Below are 15,191 nucleotides of genomic sequence, written 5' to 3' on the forward strand. Positions count from 1 at the left end.
AGCCCTATCGTGACGGCATCTTCCAATCGCAAACGCCAGCCGGATTGAACATCGACCAGCTGTTCATCAATGGAGTCAGCCAGCGAATGGCCCGCTACCCGAACTATGATCCGGCGAAAAAGGCCGAGCCCTACCAGGGATACTCGGCCGATGCGTTTTCGAAAGAGCGAGCGGCGCATTGGAAGAATCCTGCTGGCGGGTACATCCACGCCATGCACCGGGCCAGTTGGGGTGGGTATCACTATCGGATTACTGGCAAAGATGAATCCGGCGAAGTCACCTACGAAGGCGGCTGGCAGAACAATCGCCAGATGGGCATGCACAAAGACTATCGGATGGTCGAAAATATCTTCGAAGAACTGGACGCCGCGGGCGAATGGTTCCACGACGCTTCCTCATCAACGCTGTACTATCAGCCCGCTGCTGACGTCAACCTGGACACCGCAAAAGTCGAAGTGGTGCGGTTGCGTCACCTGATTGAAATCAATGGCAGCGAAGCCAATCCTGTTCATCATATGACGTTTCAAGGCTTCACGGTTCGGCACGCGGCACGAACATTTATGGATAGCAAAGAACCCCTGCTGCGATCCGACTGGACGATTTATCGAGGCGGCGCGATTCTGCTAACGGGTACCGAACAGATTCAGATTTTGGACACCGAGTTCGATCAGGTTGGTGGCAACGCCGTTTTCGCGAGCAACTACAACCGCGACGTGCTCGTGCAGGGTTGTCACATTCACGATACCGGTGCGAGCGGCGTGTGCTTTGTCGGCGATCCGGACGCGGTACGAGATCCGTTGTTCGAATACGGTCAGACGAACGATCTGTCGAAAATTGATCGCACCGTGGGTCCCAAGACAAACAACTACCCGGCGGATTGCGTCGTGGACGATTGCTTGATTCATGGCATTGGACGCGTCGAACGCCAACCGGCGGGCGTGCAGATTTCGATGGCTCAAGACATCACGGTTCGTGATTGCTCGATCTACGATACCGCGCGTGCTGGCATCAACGTCAGCGAAGGCACGTGGGGCGGCCATCTGATCCAGCGCTGCGATGTCTTTGACACCGTTCTGGAAACCCATGACCACGGGTCGTTTAACTCCTGGGGACGTGACCGCTACTGGCGACGCGATAGTTTGACCACCTCACAAAAAGCGGTCGACGAAGATCCCCAACTGCCCTTCCTCGATGCGATGAAGACCACCGTGATCCGTGACAGTCGCTGGCGATGCGATCATGGCTGGGACATTGACCTGGATGATGGTTCGAGCAACTACGACATCTACAACAACTTGTTACTCAACAAAGGACTGAAGCTTCGCGAAGGTTTTCGCCGCCATGCGTATAACAATGTGATGCCGGTGGGCTGGTTCCATCCGCACGTCTGGTTTCAAGGCAGCAACGATCGAGTCTACTCCAACATCTTCTCGAACAGGCACAGTCCGGCTCGCATGAGTCGACCGTATACCCGCGGCGAGACGATGGTGGATCGCAATTTCTTCGCGACCACCAATCCAGAGGTCCTCGATTTCTCAAAGCGACTCGGCTGGGATGCGAATTCACTCTTGGGCGACCCGATGTATGTCGATCCGGAAAACGGTGACTTCCGAGTCAAAGAGGGCTCGCCGGCATTGAAGGTTGGCTTCGAAAATTTTCCGATGGACCAGTTCGGCGTCAAAAAACCCTCCCTGAAAGCGATCGCTCGTACACCGGAGATTCCGGACTTGAAAACAAGCGAGAACAAGCCGACGCGGAAACAACCGCCGTTGGTGGAAAAGGTTTCCACGGCGTGGCAAGGAGCACTGCTACAGGATCTTCAGGAAGAGGATTTCTCGGCCTATGGAGCCAGCAAAGAGGAGGGCGGAGTGGCGCTGGAGAAAGTCACAGCAGACTTTGCGGCGGCAAAGGCTGGTTTGCTGAAAGGTGACTTGATCCAGGCAGTCAACGGAAAATCGGTTGCCAATATCAAACAGTTCCTACGGGCGGTGCAAGGTTCTGGCGACGAACCGCTGAAGCTCACGATCTTGCGAAACCAGAAGCCGATGGAGCTTTCGATTCAGCCATCAACGACGGTTGTGATTGAATCCGCTCAATCTTCTGTCGGCTTCAAAAAGCTGGTGCCGCCAGCCGCTTCGACGCACAAGATCACGACCAATAGGCAGACATCGAACGAGCCGCTGGCGACGTTGACCGACGGCAAGCTTGCGGCCAATTATGGCCCTGTGTTCGCTAACGGGATTAACGACGGCAAGTACAAAATGGATCTGGGTGCGGTCAAACCAGTTACAGCGATCAGCAGTTGGTCATTTCGTCAAAGCAAAAATCGCAGTGCTCAGAAGTTGACGATTTTCGCCAGTGATTCGGAGCAAGACCCCGGCTGGAATCTGGACAAGATGACGCCGATTGGCACCATCGATACCGGTGTGGTCGACGAGAATTACACGGCGGCGTCGCTCCGCGCGGTGAATAACAAAACGCTGGGACATTTCCGTTGGATCCTCTGGAGCGTTTCACCGGTCTCTGACCAGGGCGGCGGCGAGAATACAACGTTCCAAGAATTGGCTGTTGAGCTGGCAAACCCCACCGTCGGTTCGTTCCCGAAACCAGCCAACAATGAAGATTAATCGCCGAGCACGCCACCATCGGGGCGTCATGCGACTTAAGCAGCTAGGCAGAAGGCTTTCCGTATATTAGCCGCTTTGGCCGCAAGCAGGCTGTTGATTTAATGAAGTCTTTTATAGCAAGGGATGGCTGACGGACTACCTCGTCCGTCAGTGGTGTATCCGACGGACTAGGAAGTCCATCGTACGACTAAATCACCAGCCTGCTAGCCACGGTTCCGACATTCAACCGGGGCTAGCGACCAAACGGCTAACGGGATTTCACCCAATGATTCCTGCCTACCTGCTTAGTGGAGTGACGAGACTCGTAACCTCGTCCACTACGGAGAAAACACTTGCTCCCAAAGGAATAAAGTTTGCTGGCGTTGCAAAGAGGATGACAGGTTTTGCGTCTTGGGATGCAATCCGGTTCACGCACGGTTGCGTCAATCCGGGACGACGACGAATTGGCCCTCGCTGCGGACGTAGATCATGCAGTGTGTGTCGTCGTCGCACGAAACCCGATGGGTCATCTCGCCCTTCGAGCTGAAATAGCTACCGGGCGGCATGACCTTAATGTTGTCGATTCCATTTGAACGGTAATTCGCTTGGCCCTCGATCACGACGGCGCGAAACTCGGATCCCTGGCTGCGAATTTTGCCCACAAAACCGACTGGTAGCTTGACGAGAGTTCCGTTGACCGGATCCGACTGCGGGTTGCCCCAAAGAAAAGCGATCTTCGATGGGTTCGCTGTTGCCGACGGCGCCGGCGGCTCGATCCACGATGTGCTTGATTGGCCAAGCCAAACAATGTTCGACGCGTCTACGTTGACCGGTCTTTCACCGTTATCAAAAGCCTCTTCCGTGGGCATGACAAGGTAAGGGCCTTTGTCGATCTCGATATACGCGATGGTCGTACCACGGGCAGCAGTGATATGAGGTTCACCAGCAGGCTGGGTCCAGAAAGCCCCAACGTGCATCCACATCGGTTCGGCATCGGGATCATCGTTGTGAACCCCGCCAGCGATCACGACGCCACGGTAAGTGATATTGTGGATGTGTGGCGGAGATGAAAATCCGTCCACGAATTTCACGAGGAACCCGGTCGCTTCCGTTCCGGCTCGATCGCCCCAAAGGGTTGCAGCCTGCGGACTCGCGTCACCCCGGGCAGGATTGAGCGGCGTCCACTCGACATCCGACACCAGAACCAAGTCGGATGTCGACTCGGTTGTCGGTTCTTCAGCAAAGCCGTCGAACGCGGTCGCGCACACGCCGATTGCAAATACGAGCAGGACGAAAGCTTTGCTACAGGAAGGAGACATTGGTTCAATCTCGGTAAATGTTCAAGTGAGACGGTCGTGGATGAGCGGTCACGAGTCCCCGGTGGTTTGAAATGCGCGACCGACTCGTTGCCTCTCGTCCACGACGTCAGGTGGTTAGTTGTCAACGACCACTTTGCCCATCGCTTTTCCGCTCTGCAATCGAGCGTAGGCCTGTCCAACTTCATCAAGCGAAAAACGTTGCTCATCCAGTACAGGCTTGAGTCCGCCAGATTCGCAAATCGAAGCGAGTTTGCGAAGGATTTCCCCGTGCTGTTCTCGCTTGAAGTTGTGCAGCATCGGAATCAACATAAACACGACATGCAACGACAATCCCTTGAAGTGAGCCGGAGTCAAGTCTAACTCGCACATCGAGACAGTGGTAGCCACTTGGCCGTTCAGTGCAGCGGCTTCGAACGAGTTCGTTAGGTTGGCACCGCCAACCGAGTCGAATACCAGATCAAATCCAGCCCCATCGGTGTGTTTAGCCACGTACTGCTCGACCGTTTCGGTTTTGTAGTTAATGCCCGTGCCGCCGAGTTGTTCGATCAATGCCAATTGTTTCTCGCCGCCACCGGTGGAGTAGACTTCGGCGCCGAAGTGTTTTGCGAGTTGCAGCGCAACATGCCCGACGCCTCCTGAGCCGCCGTGCACTAGCACTTTCTGGCCTTGTTGGATTCCAGCACGCATCAAACCTTCGTAGGCCGTGATCGCAACCAGCGGCAAGGCTGCGGCTTCTCGCATCGACAGATTCTTTGCCTTGTGGGCAATCAAGTTGCTGTCGGCCACCATGTACTCGGCTAGCGCGCCGGGCAAGTCGGCTAATCCGCCTGCGCAGCCATAAACCTCATCGCCGACTGAAAAATCGGTGACGCCATCGCCAACGGCTTCGACCGTTCCAGCAAAATCCATTCCCAGAATCGCGGGCGTGTCAGGCGATAGAGGCAACTCTTTACCCATGCTGCGAATCATCGTATCGACCGTGTTCACGCTCGACGCGGCAATCTTCACCAGCACGTGGCCTGCTTTCACTACGGGTTTTTCAACGTCTGCCGCTTCAAACGCGGCGTTCTCGCCATAGGACTTAATGAGCATCGCTTTCATAACTGTTTCTCTTTGGTTTGGGGGGAGTGAACCTTTGATTGCCTTTCACCGTGACTGTGCTCATAATACGAGTACACCACATACAGGCAAGTACGTACATTTCGGACACGTAGGCACAAAATGGATACCAAGAACAAGGCCCGGCACACCAGTTATGTGCTGCCCGCCTGTCCCGTCGAAGCGACGCTGGAGTTGATCGGAGGCAAGTGGAAAGGCATCGTGCTTTTCTATTTGCTTGATGGACGACTTCGTTTTAGTGAACTCAAACGAAAAATCGGTTGCGTCACCCAGCGGATGCTGACCAAGCAGCTTCGTGAACTCGAAGCCGCCGGTTTGGTCAACCGAATCGTCTACGCCGAAGTGCCGCCGCGAGTTGAATATGAACTCACCGAAGAAGGCAAATCGCTCCAGCCAGTCTTGATGGCCCTAAAGGAGTGGGGTGAAAAGCACGCGATGGATTTGATCTCCACACGGCAATAACGTCCTCAACCGCGACGATTTTTTCGACACGTGTCGCTGATCACGCCCCGACCGACATGCCCGTAACTCGTTTCACCGGTAGCCGCAGGTGACGTACGCGCCGGATATAAACGACGCCTCCGGCTATCGGTTTAACGACTCATACAATAGCAGAGTAGGCATTCGCCTCCTCAAGCAACGAACGATTGCCTCTCCTTGCTCGTTTAACCGGTAGCCGCAGGCGACGTCGGCGACAGCTAGACACGATTCATGCCCGCAACATAGGGGATCACCATGGTTCACGCCTATCACATCATTCTGCCAATGTACGGCTTTTGGCTGCCGAATGATCCGCGCGGATCGTGGTCTCATTTTGTGGCGAGTTGGGAACTCGCGTGCTTTGGAGAAACGACTCGCCACCTGGAACAACGCACGCTCGCACAGCTCTCGGACGAAGAGCTCGCTCACCGCGAAGCGGCCCGAAAAGCTTTGAGGTATCCGGCTGTTACTCTTAACGGAAACCAGGCATTGTCCATCGCCAATGGATTTAAAGCGAAAGCGGCAGCCAGCAAATATCAGATCCTGGCTTGTTCGATTTTACCTGAGCATACGCATCTGGTGATTGCTCGCCATCGCTACAAAATCGAACAAATTGCAAACCTGTTAAAAGGTGCCGCAACGCGACAGTTGATGGATGATGAAATACATCCACTTGCCAATCATGCAGGCTCCGATGGAAAGCCACCGCATGTATGGGCCGCCCATCAATGGAAATCATACCTCGACAGTGACGAAGCGATTGAGAATGCAATCGCATATGTGATCGAGAATCCTTTGAAAGAGGGCAAGAAGCGACAGGATTGGCATTGGCTCTCACCCTATCGCGGCCTGGACAACGGATGGGTTACCTATTGATGACGTTTCACTGGTAGCCGCAGGCGACGTACGCGCCGGATGCAAACGACGCCTCCGGCTATCGGTTAAACAACTCATATCAACCAGCGCAGATCGTTTAACCGGTAGCCGTAGGCGACGCATACGCTGGATAGAGACGACGCCTCCGGCTACCGGTTAAACGACTCATATCGAGGCGGCGGGTACAAACGTCGCCTTCGGCTACCGGTTAAACAGATAGCGAGTGGAGATCATTTGGGCTGTACGAGTCGCCGAAAATACTGGTCCCAACTTTGGTGAGGCCGTCCGGTGGCTTTCTCGAAATGGCTTTCGTTGTTTAACGCGCCGTTGCGGATGCCTTCATAGATTCCTGCGATAATGTTGCCTATGAATTCACCGAGCTCTGCGGCCCGGTCTTCTCGATACTCTGCGACGGACATCTTGCGGTATTTCAAGTCGGTTCCAAAGGCGGTGTTCAGGTAGTCGGCCAACTGTTGTTGCGTGATCGCTTCGCCATGCAGGTTGTAGGTTTGGCCGTTATGCTGCGATTGAGTTAGCATCCGCGCGTAGGCGTACGCCAATTCGCCGCGGGTTGTGTAACCGCACAATCCGTCGCCGGCACAGTTCGCGATTTCGCCGCGTTCTTTGTATGTCTCGATGTAATCGACGTCGGGTTCGATGTAGATTCCGTTCCGGCCGATCACCCAGTCGAGCCCGCTGTCGCGAACGTCTTGTTCGGTTTGCCGATTGCTTTGCACAACGGGCGAGAAAGCGGTATCTTTTTCGGCTCCTTGAATACTGGTGTAGACGATCTTTTTCAGACCAGCGGTCTTTGCCGCTTCGATCACGTTGCGATGTTGACCAATCCGTTTGTCTGGAGCGTCCATCCCGGATACCAGCAACACGGAGTCAACTCCTTGCAGTGAGTTTTCCAGATCACTTCGCAACGCATAGTCACCAGGGCGAATTTCGATGCCCAGCGATTCCGCTTTGCTGGGCGTTCGGGCGAGCCCAACGACATTCTCCTTACCGACGATCTCGGCAGTGGCTTTAGCGATTTCGGAACCAAGCTGGCCGCTAGCGGCGGTCACGGCGATTTTTGTCATGGAATGTTCCTCGACGATGTCGGAAGTACGGGCAGGTTTTGTTACTTGAAAACGAATAGGATCGGATTAATCAAGCAAATTCGCTACTTGCTCGGCGGAGTACTTGAACGTTTTGAAGGCAGGAGCAGGACCATCGTAGCGAACGACGACATCCCCATCCGAGGCAACTTCCCAGACCCTTCTTCCCACAGTGTCGGTTAGAAGTGTGTTCCCGTTGGGCAAGCGGCGAGCGCCGCCTTGAAAGGGGGCGAAAAAGTCCTTGTGTTCCCAGAACCAGATTTGCTTCGCTTCAAACGCTCCTGCTTTCCCCATAACGTAACGTCCATTGGCAAGGGTGGGACGAATCTCATGGACATTGCTCATTCCCTCCAACTGCTGCTGGGCAGCAGCGGCTGCCGCTCCACCCGCGCCTACTCTGGCGATACTGCGCGTGCCTGTATTGTTATTGAACACCAAGATGTTGCCGGCTCCAGGAAGACCCTCGTCAACCCAGTTCGCGTCGTGTTGATTCTGGAAGAGGCGATCCTTCTCCGTACCGCGTGCGTAGGCAGCGGGATTACCGTATCGGAACAACAGGTCTCCCCCTTTGCCGCCGCGGCCGCCTGCGGAGCCCGCGGCTTGTTCGATGGTCGTGCTGTGGTCGATCACCCAGATTTCGTTATAGATGAAGGAGCTAATCAGGATTTGATCCATGCCCGCGTGATAGTCGAGCGCATTCAAATGCTGTCGCACCGCATTCATTGGCGCATAGCTTTTAGGGAAGTGGGCATCGATCTTTTCCGGATGATCGGCGATGGCACCGTAATTGGCCGCATTGGAATTTTGATCCTGAATCATGTGGTCAATAAAACGCCAATACCAGACGACTTCATGGGATCCGTTTTCCAGATCGGGTTTGATCTCCAACACTCCATCGGACCAGACCGTTTTCTGTTTGCCGGCCGACCAACCGGCCGCCGCCGCTTCTTTGGGGCTGATTTCTTCGTAGATTAAGACCAGAATATTGCCGTTGGGCATCGGCAACATATCGTGGTGAAAGGTGATTTTGTTCCCGTTGAAACGAACGTCCTTGGCACTCAACTCCCAGATGGCTTTTCCAGTTGTGTCGGTGATCTGAAGCGTGTCGGTGGCGGCCACGGGCTGCCCCGTAAGATAGCTTCGATCTCTTCTACCAGTACGCAGCAGGCCACCGGAATCCAGCAGGTACGAGGTATGTCCGCCTCCGGTCAAATCGGTATCCCAGCGATGAACGACCTTGCCCTCCGCATCGAGCAGCATGGCGTAATTAACGACATCGGTAGCCAGTTCATCCGCCTGGTGCCAAAACAGGTAACCTTGATAGAGCTCATCAGGCAACGCCAGATCGATCTTTTCCATGACCGCATCACCGATCGATGCGATCGTTGGAGTTTCTTGTCGCGGTCGAGAACGTGCATCTTTCTCTGCTTCTGCTTTTGATACCTGTTCACGAAGTTCACGAGCGACGGTGAGGTAGTAGTTCCGCGCGGTTGCGTTGACCATGGTGCGAGCCAGCTTGGTCAGCGCGTCCGCTTTCACGAGCTTCGCGTCGGTGTCGTTTTTGTCAATTGCCAACAACTGATCGGCGAGCTGTGCAGTCCATTGATTGTCGTCTGACTTAAGGGCTTCTTTTGCCGCTGCCAGTAGTTTGTCTTTTCCGCCGGCCAGCTTGACCATCCGTTCGGCTTCCGCTTTCGGTGGCAGCGGGAACAGGTTCGATGGGTTGCCGTCGAACCAGCCAAGGTAGTTGTTGAATGTCTGGCGGACGCCCCAATCGGGATGCCCGTAGAAGGGTTGCAAGTACTCGCTGTTCGCCAAACGCTCGGGAAGCTGGACGTACTCGACCAACTCGTCCGGCGTCAGGCCTTTGTTGATGCCTTCAACCGTTTTGTCATGAACGAATTGAACCGCGTCGCGGTAGTCCCTCAAAACCCGGCTGACCTCGTCGGCTCCCACGACCGGAACCGTGTGCCCGCCCACCAGTGCGTCCGCTTTGCGATCGGCCATCTTCGCCAGGGATCGTGCCCACAAACGCGTCTGTCGCTGGGGAGTTCCGCGAATGGCGTACAGGTTCGGGAAGGATCGGTAGAAAGTGTCTCCGGCAAACAGGACTTTGCCGGCGGGATACCAAACGGAGATGCCATCGTTCGTTTCTCCGGGCGATGAAGTGAGTTCAAGTTCCACGCCGGCGACGTTGATCGTCTTTCGCTCGACGTCAAGAAAGTGAGTCGGGTTCGTGCCTTCGTTGGACGAGAAGACTTCGCCGCCCCGTTTGGGATAGCGGGCCGGTGCGACACCGTTGTTGATGCGTTGCTCGGGCGGCAGCTTGAAGCCTGCTTGTCGAGCACCGCGTACGTTTTGGTAGGTCAGCCCGCCCGCTTTCCACGGACCGGATTCGCTGCCGAAATTTTTATGTCCCCAGATTTGTGGACGGTTTGTGCCAAGGAACATCGCCGCTCCGCCGGTGTGGTCGCCGTGCGAGTGGGTGTAGATAATGGCGACGACCGGTTTGTCGGTGAGCTCGCGGAATTTCTTGGCGATTTTTTCGGCCGCTTCGGGCATCATGCCGGTGTCGATAATGATCACCCCGTCTTCGCCAACGATCATCGAGACGTTGGCCACGCTGTAGCCGACGGCAACATGGACGTTGTCGGCGACTTGCATGATCTGTTCTTTGAACTGTTCGTTTTGTTGAGTCAGTTTTCGCGTCGCCGCGTTTTCTTGCGCGAGCGTTGGGCTTGGTGGGGAAAGTACAGTGGTTAGTAGGCAGGTGAGGATGATGGGGAGGTGATGTCGCATGAGTTTCTCCGGTTTGAGGGTTTCGTTTAACCGCGTTTGACCGTCAGCCGAAGGCGTACGTGTTTTAGATGCACAGCGTACGCCTTCGGCTGACGGTTAAACGAAGCGGACAATAGCGTAAGCCGCCAAGGCTTCCGGCAGCACCACGATTCAACGTCGCCCCGCCGAAACGCTCCGCGCGTTCTGCTATGAAATTGTTTGACTTTCCGTTCCCTGTTTTTGCTTGGCGATCAACCCGAAATCGAAGAGCACGACGTAGGCTGCGGGGATGGCGATGAGGACGAGCACGGTCGAACTGAGCAGACCAAAGCATACACTGACGGCCAGCGGAATCAGGACTTGCGCTTGACGGCTGGTTTCGAACAGCAACGGCGTCAGTCCGGCAATCGTGGTGGCTGAGGTGAGCAGAATGGCGCGGAAGCGAAGTCGGCTAGCTTGACGCGCGGATTCTACCACATCACTTCCCGCAGCATGCTCCTGCTTCAAAAACAGCACCAGCAAAATTGAATCATTCACGACCACGCCCGCCAAGGAGACGAATCCGAGGACACTGGGAATCGAAAGCGCGTTGCCTGTGATCAGATGCCCCCAAATGACGCCGATCAATGCCAGCGGAATGGCCGCCATCACAATCAGCGGTTCCGTCCAGCTCTCAAATTGGTAGCTGAGGATCGCGAACACGCCGATCAAGCCCAACACGAATGCTTGAAGCATCGAGTTGCCCGTCTCCGCCGACTCCTGCGACTCACCTTCGATCTGGACGGAGACATTCGGATGTTGCTGTCGAATCTCCGCGATCGCGTTTCGTCGGAACAGGCCCATCAGACTGGCGGTATTCGCAACCCGCGTGTCGACTTCGCCGATCAGCGTCACTGTGCGCCGACCGTCGAGCCGTGCAATCCGCGACCAGCCTGTGGCGACTTCAACTTTGGCAACGGCCGAGAGCGGCACGCGACTACCATCGGCCAGCACGATGTGAAAATCGCTGAAGTCTGCCAGAGAATCGCGATCCGCCGATTTCAGACGAGCGACGATTTCGTAAGCTTCCGAGCCGACTTGAATCTCATCCGCGATGGTGCCCTGGAACGCGGCACGCACCTGATCGGCAATCGTCGTCACATCCAACCCCAGCCCGACCGCTCCTTCATCCAGCCGAATGCGGTATTCCTGTTTGCCAGGCCGCAGATCATCCGTCAGGTTGAAGACGCCCTGATACTGATCGAAAAACGTGAGCGCCTGCTGTGCTGCCTGCTTGGCGTCGCTGAGATCTTCACTCTGAAAGCGAATTTCAATGGGCCGTCCGGCGGGACCGAAGCTCGATTCGCCATAAGTAACACTGATCACATCCGGCAGACGACCGACCGCTTCCCGCCATGCCTGAACCACGGCATCAATCCGAGTCGCACGATTCTCAGGGCTCAACAGATCCGCCGTCACGGTTGCCACATGCGAACCGGACTCAAACGCATCGGCGTTGGTTCCAAACTGGACCTGCACGATTTCAACCAGCTCCCGTCCGTCCGGCTGGTCAGGCGTGAAGCGTCGGTTGACTTTTTCCAGACCGTCCGAGATTCGCTGCACGATCTCTTCGGTACGTTCGACGGGCGTGCCTTGGGGAAGCAGGATGCGGGCTTCCACGATTTCGCCTTCGGTGGTCGGAAAACCCTGAAACGGAACAATCCCGCTGGCGACCAGGGCCAGCGACGCGACAAACAGCCCGGCAATGCTTCCCAGGAACAGGTAACGCCAGCGAATTGCGGTATCGACGCACCGGCCCAGGACCGATTCACGCAGCCACTCAAGCACCCCATCCATCGAGCGGCGAAGTCGGCCCGCCCGCTCCAGACCGCTGTGACCAAGCGAGTGACCTAGGTGAGCCGGCAAGATAATGAACGCTTCGATCAGGCTGACGGCCAGCACCAGGATCAGCACCATCGGGATGACTTGCAGCACTTTGCCGATAAAGCCGGACAGCGACACCAGCGGCCCAAGCACACAGATCGTCGTCAGGAACGAAGAAACGACGCCGCCGGAAACTTCTTTGACGCCGTCCACCGCGGCCTGCATCGCCGGTTTGCCGAGACTCAGATGCCGGGCGATGTTCTCCGAGATCACGATCCCGTCATCCATCAGAATTCCGGTGGCTAACAGCATCGCCACCAAGGTGATCATGTTGATGGTCAGCCCCAGCATGGGCATCAGAAACAACGCGCCGAGAAACGACACCGGCAGGCTCATCACAACCCAGAACGACATCCGCAGGTTGAAGAACATCCACAAGGTGCAAAAGACGAGAATAATCCCCTGGACCGCGTTTTTGAGGACCAGTTCCAATCGGTCGCGAATCAAGGTCGACATGTCGTTGACGACCGCAATGTTCAACAGCGGCTGACGCTGACGCTCCTGTTCTAGGAACTCACGCACGGCCGTGGTCACCCGGATGGCGTCCTGAGTCTTTGTTTTTTTGATCCGCAGCACGCCGGCCCGTTCGCTGCCCAACAGGCTCTTGACCTCTTCGTCCTCGAACACATCGACGACTTGCCCAAGATCACGCAAACGAATTTCCGCTCCGCCTCGGGTCCCCTTGATAATCAGATCCTCAAGTTCCTCCGGTGTACGGCGCTGTTCGACGAAGCGCAGCAGGACTTCGTTGTCGCGAGTTTCCAGCGCCCCGGCCGGAATGTCGATCCCCTGTCGCGCGATGACTCGGGCAACCTCGGCGGCCGTCAATCCGTAGCGTCGCAAGGCTTCGTCCGACAATTCGACGCGAAGTTGACGATCGGAAAAACCTTCCAGCTCGACCGGGGACACCTGAGGAACCTGTTGCAAACGATCCTTCAGGTTCTCGCAATGGATCTTCAAGTCTCCTGTCGACAGCGGACCGGTGACAAGCAGAACCATGACCGCTTCGGTTCGTCCAAGCTGGGTGATCACGGGATCCTCGACATCGGCAGGGAATTCGGTGATCGCCTCGACCTCCGACTCGATGTCGTCTTGGAACAGAGCGATATCGGCGCCGTCACGCATTTCGACGGTGATAACGGCAACGCCCTCCTGCGCCTCGGAGCGGACTTCTTTGACGTTTTCCACACCGTCGATTGCGTCTTCCACTCGCCTGCAGACAGCCTCTTCAACTTCCTCGGCTGTCGCACCGAGATAGAGGATGCGGATTTGAATTTCCGTCGCTGAGAACTCCGGAAACGTTTCCCGTTCTAGTTTCGGCAGTGCAAACAGGCCTGCAATGATAAACAGCAGCATCAACAGGTTGGCCAAAGTTGGATGCCGCGCGAATCGATCAATCATCGCTACCCCCAACTTCTGTAGTTGGTGATTGCGATGACGTTACCTGATTGGCGTCCACGCCACGAGCGTCAGCAACCAGTCGCTCACGCAGTGAATCGTCCTGAAGCGGCTGGACCAGCATGCCTTCGATAGCCGGCGTGGGGTCGGAAACCACCAGCGTCTCTCCGCCCGCTAGCCCGCTACGGACGACAGCGAATTCACTCTGCCGAAATTCGATCTGAACAGATTGGCGTCGCAGACGCTGGTCGCCATCGAGCACGTAGACATGGCCGTCATGCAGCGCGTGTCGGGGAACGATTACTTGGTCTGTCCGGGCTTGCCCGATCAACGTCACGCGGCAGTACGTGCCTTGCAGCAATGGCGGACGCACGCCGGGAACCACTTGCTGATAGGGATCGTCGACGCCCACCACCAAGCTTAAACTGCGAGTTTGTGGATCGAGCGTCTCGCGAATTCGCATGAACCTTGCCGACCAGCGAGCGGGTATATCGGCGGAAGCCATCTCGACGATCGCTTGCACGTTGAAGATATCACGCACCCGCTGCATCGAAATTTCCTCAAACACCGCCGCGCCGGTCGGATTGTGAATCAACCGCCGCACTTCGCGCATCGGTGCTTGGGCTTCCACTTCGACGAGGTCATTGCTGTAAGCTTCAAACAGCGACTGTCCCGCTGCGACGTACTGGCCGACATCCAGCGTAACCGTGCCCAACCGGCAATCAAACGGTGCGCGAATGTCTGTGTGCTTCAGGTCCAATTCCGCTTGAGCCAACTGGGCCTGCTTAAGTTCGAGATTGGCCTGTTGACTTTGCTTCCGAGCCGGCAATAGGTTCAACGCGCTCGATTGTTCCTGAAGTCGCTGCTGCTGCGTCAAGACGGCTCGCTGTTGAGCGTCGACTTCGGATTGCGCCGTAGCATTCCGTGCAACCAGTTGTTCAATCCGTTTCATCTCTCGCTGCGTCACGCTTAGCGCATCGCGCTCAATCTTCAAGGACGCCTGCAGGTTTTCCTCGGTCCGCGTTAGTTCCTCGATCAGAGCCTTTGCCTGCTCGATCTCCGCCTCCAACTGAGCCACCGCATACTGGTATTCCGTCGGATCGATCTTCAGCAGCAATTGGTTTTTGCTAACGAACGAACCCGACTCAAGTTCCGGATGAACCTCGACAATCCGGCCGTCGACCTGCGCGACGGCCTGCCATGTTTGCCCTGGAGTGGCCGTTCCGTAACCAACCACTTGCGGCAGCACATCGACAACGGGAACTTCGATGACGCGCAACATCCGCGATGCTTCGTCGGCCACTTCAAGCTCCGGTTGCGGGCGGTTCCCCACGATCCAAACAGCAACCACCAGGCCCACCACTAACGGCGGAACGAACAACAAGCGACTTGCCCATCGCTTTAAGAATTCAAAGAATCTGGCTCGACCGTTTTTTGTCAAAGCAACTCTCCATTAAGGGGATGTCAGTCCCGGATACATTTCGACACTTCTCACTAATCGCCATCGAATCTAGCCATATTTCGTTTGGCAATGATCGTTTAACCGGTAGCCGAAGGCGTCGAATGGGCCGGGTCGGTACGACGCCTTC

The 15,191-nt window shown here is 56.0% G+C and carries 9 protein-coding genes; 3 read left to right on the forward strand and 6 right to left on the reverse strand.

Going from position 1 to position 15,191, the window contains the following annotated elements; all coding sequences use genetic code 11:
* Positions 1 to 2,627, forward strand: a 2,627-nt coding sequence (locus tag RMSM_RS00340) for a PDZ domain-containing protein (RefSeq protein WP_144057256.1), incomplete at its 5' end; no start/stop codon positions are given.
* A gap of 422 nt (positions 2,628 to 3,049) precedes the next feature.
* Here RMSM_RS00340 and RMSM_RS00345 read toward each other — a convergent pair.
* Both RMSM_RS00345 and RMSM_RS00350 read right to left on the reverse strand, forming a co-directional pair.
* Complete coding sequence (locus tag RMSM_RS00345; protein WP_081613951.1) at positions 3,050 to 3,925, reverse strand: DUF4437 domain-containing protein; 876 nt, start codon at positions 3,923 to 3,925, stop codon at positions 3,050 to 3,052.
* Between the two features lie 114 nt (positions 3,926 to 4,039).
* Positions 4,040 to 5,026: a zinc-dependent alcohol dehydrogenase family protein gene (locus RMSM_RS00350; protein ID WP_008689842.1), complete on the reverse strand. Its 987-nt coding sequence runs from the start codon at positions 5,024 to 5,026 to the stop codon at positions 4,040 to 4,042.
* Between the two features lie 120 nt (positions 5,027 to 5,146).
* Between RMSM_RS00350 and RMSM_RS00355 the strand changes: the two genes are divergently transcribed.
* Positions 5,147 to 5,506: a winged helix-turn-helix transcriptional regulator gene (locus RMSM_RS00355; RefSeq protein ID WP_008689844.1), complete on the forward strand. Its 360-nt coding sequence runs from the start codon at positions 5,147 to 5,149 to the stop codon at positions 5,504 to 5,506.
* 273 nt (positions 5,507 to 5,779) lie between these two features.
* On the forward strand, positions 5,780 to 6,400 hold the full coding sequence (locus tag RMSM_RS00360; RefSeq protein WP_008689846.1) for a transposase: 621 nt from the start codon (positions 5,780 to 5,782) through the stop codon (positions 6,398 to 6,400).
* Positions 6,401 to 6,630: 230 nt separating this feature from the next.
* Here RMSM_RS00360 and RMSM_RS00365 read toward each other — a convergent pair whose 3' ends face one another.
* The 4 genes from RMSM_RS00365 to RMSM_RS00380 form a co-directional block, all read right to left on the reverse strand.
* Positions 6,631 to 7,485, reverse strand: a complete 855-nt coding sequence (locus RMSM_RS00365; protein ID WP_008689847.1) for an SDR family oxidoreductase — start codon at positions 7,483 to 7,485, stop codon at positions 6,631 to 6,633.
* Between the two features lie 66 nt (positions 7,486 to 7,551).
* The gene (locus tag RMSM_RS37940) at positions 7,552 to 10,302 is read right to left on the reverse strand and encodes an alkyl sulfatase dimerization domain-containing protein (RefSeq protein WP_008689849.1); all 2,751 of its coding nucleotides are present in this window, start codon (positions 10,300 to 10,302) and stop codon (positions 7,552 to 7,554) included.
* 186 nt (positions 10,303 to 10,488) lie between these two features.
* The gene (locus RMSM_RS00375; RefSeq protein ID WP_008689850.1) at positions 10,489 to 13,605 is read right to left on the reverse strand and encodes an efflux RND transporter permease subunit; all 3,117 of its coding nucleotides are present in this window, start codon (positions 13,603 to 13,605) and stop codon (positions 10,489 to 10,491) included.
* On the reverse strand, positions 13,598 to 15,043 hold the full coding sequence (locus RMSM_RS00380; protein WP_008689851.1) for an efflux RND transporter periplasmic adaptor subunit: 1,446 nt from the start codon (positions 15,041 to 15,043) through the stop codon (positions 13,598 to 13,600). The genes RMSM_RS00375 and RMSM_RS00380 overlap by 8 nt, the downstream gene beginning before the upstream one ends.
* Positions 15,044 to 15,191 lie beyond the last annotated feature (148 nt).

This window comes from Rhodopirellula maiorica SM1 (assembly GCF_000346295.1).
In the GTDB taxonomy this organism is placed as follows: domain Bacteria; phylum Planctomycetota; class Planctomycetia; order Pirellulales; family Pirellulaceae; genus Novipirellula; species Novipirellula maiorica.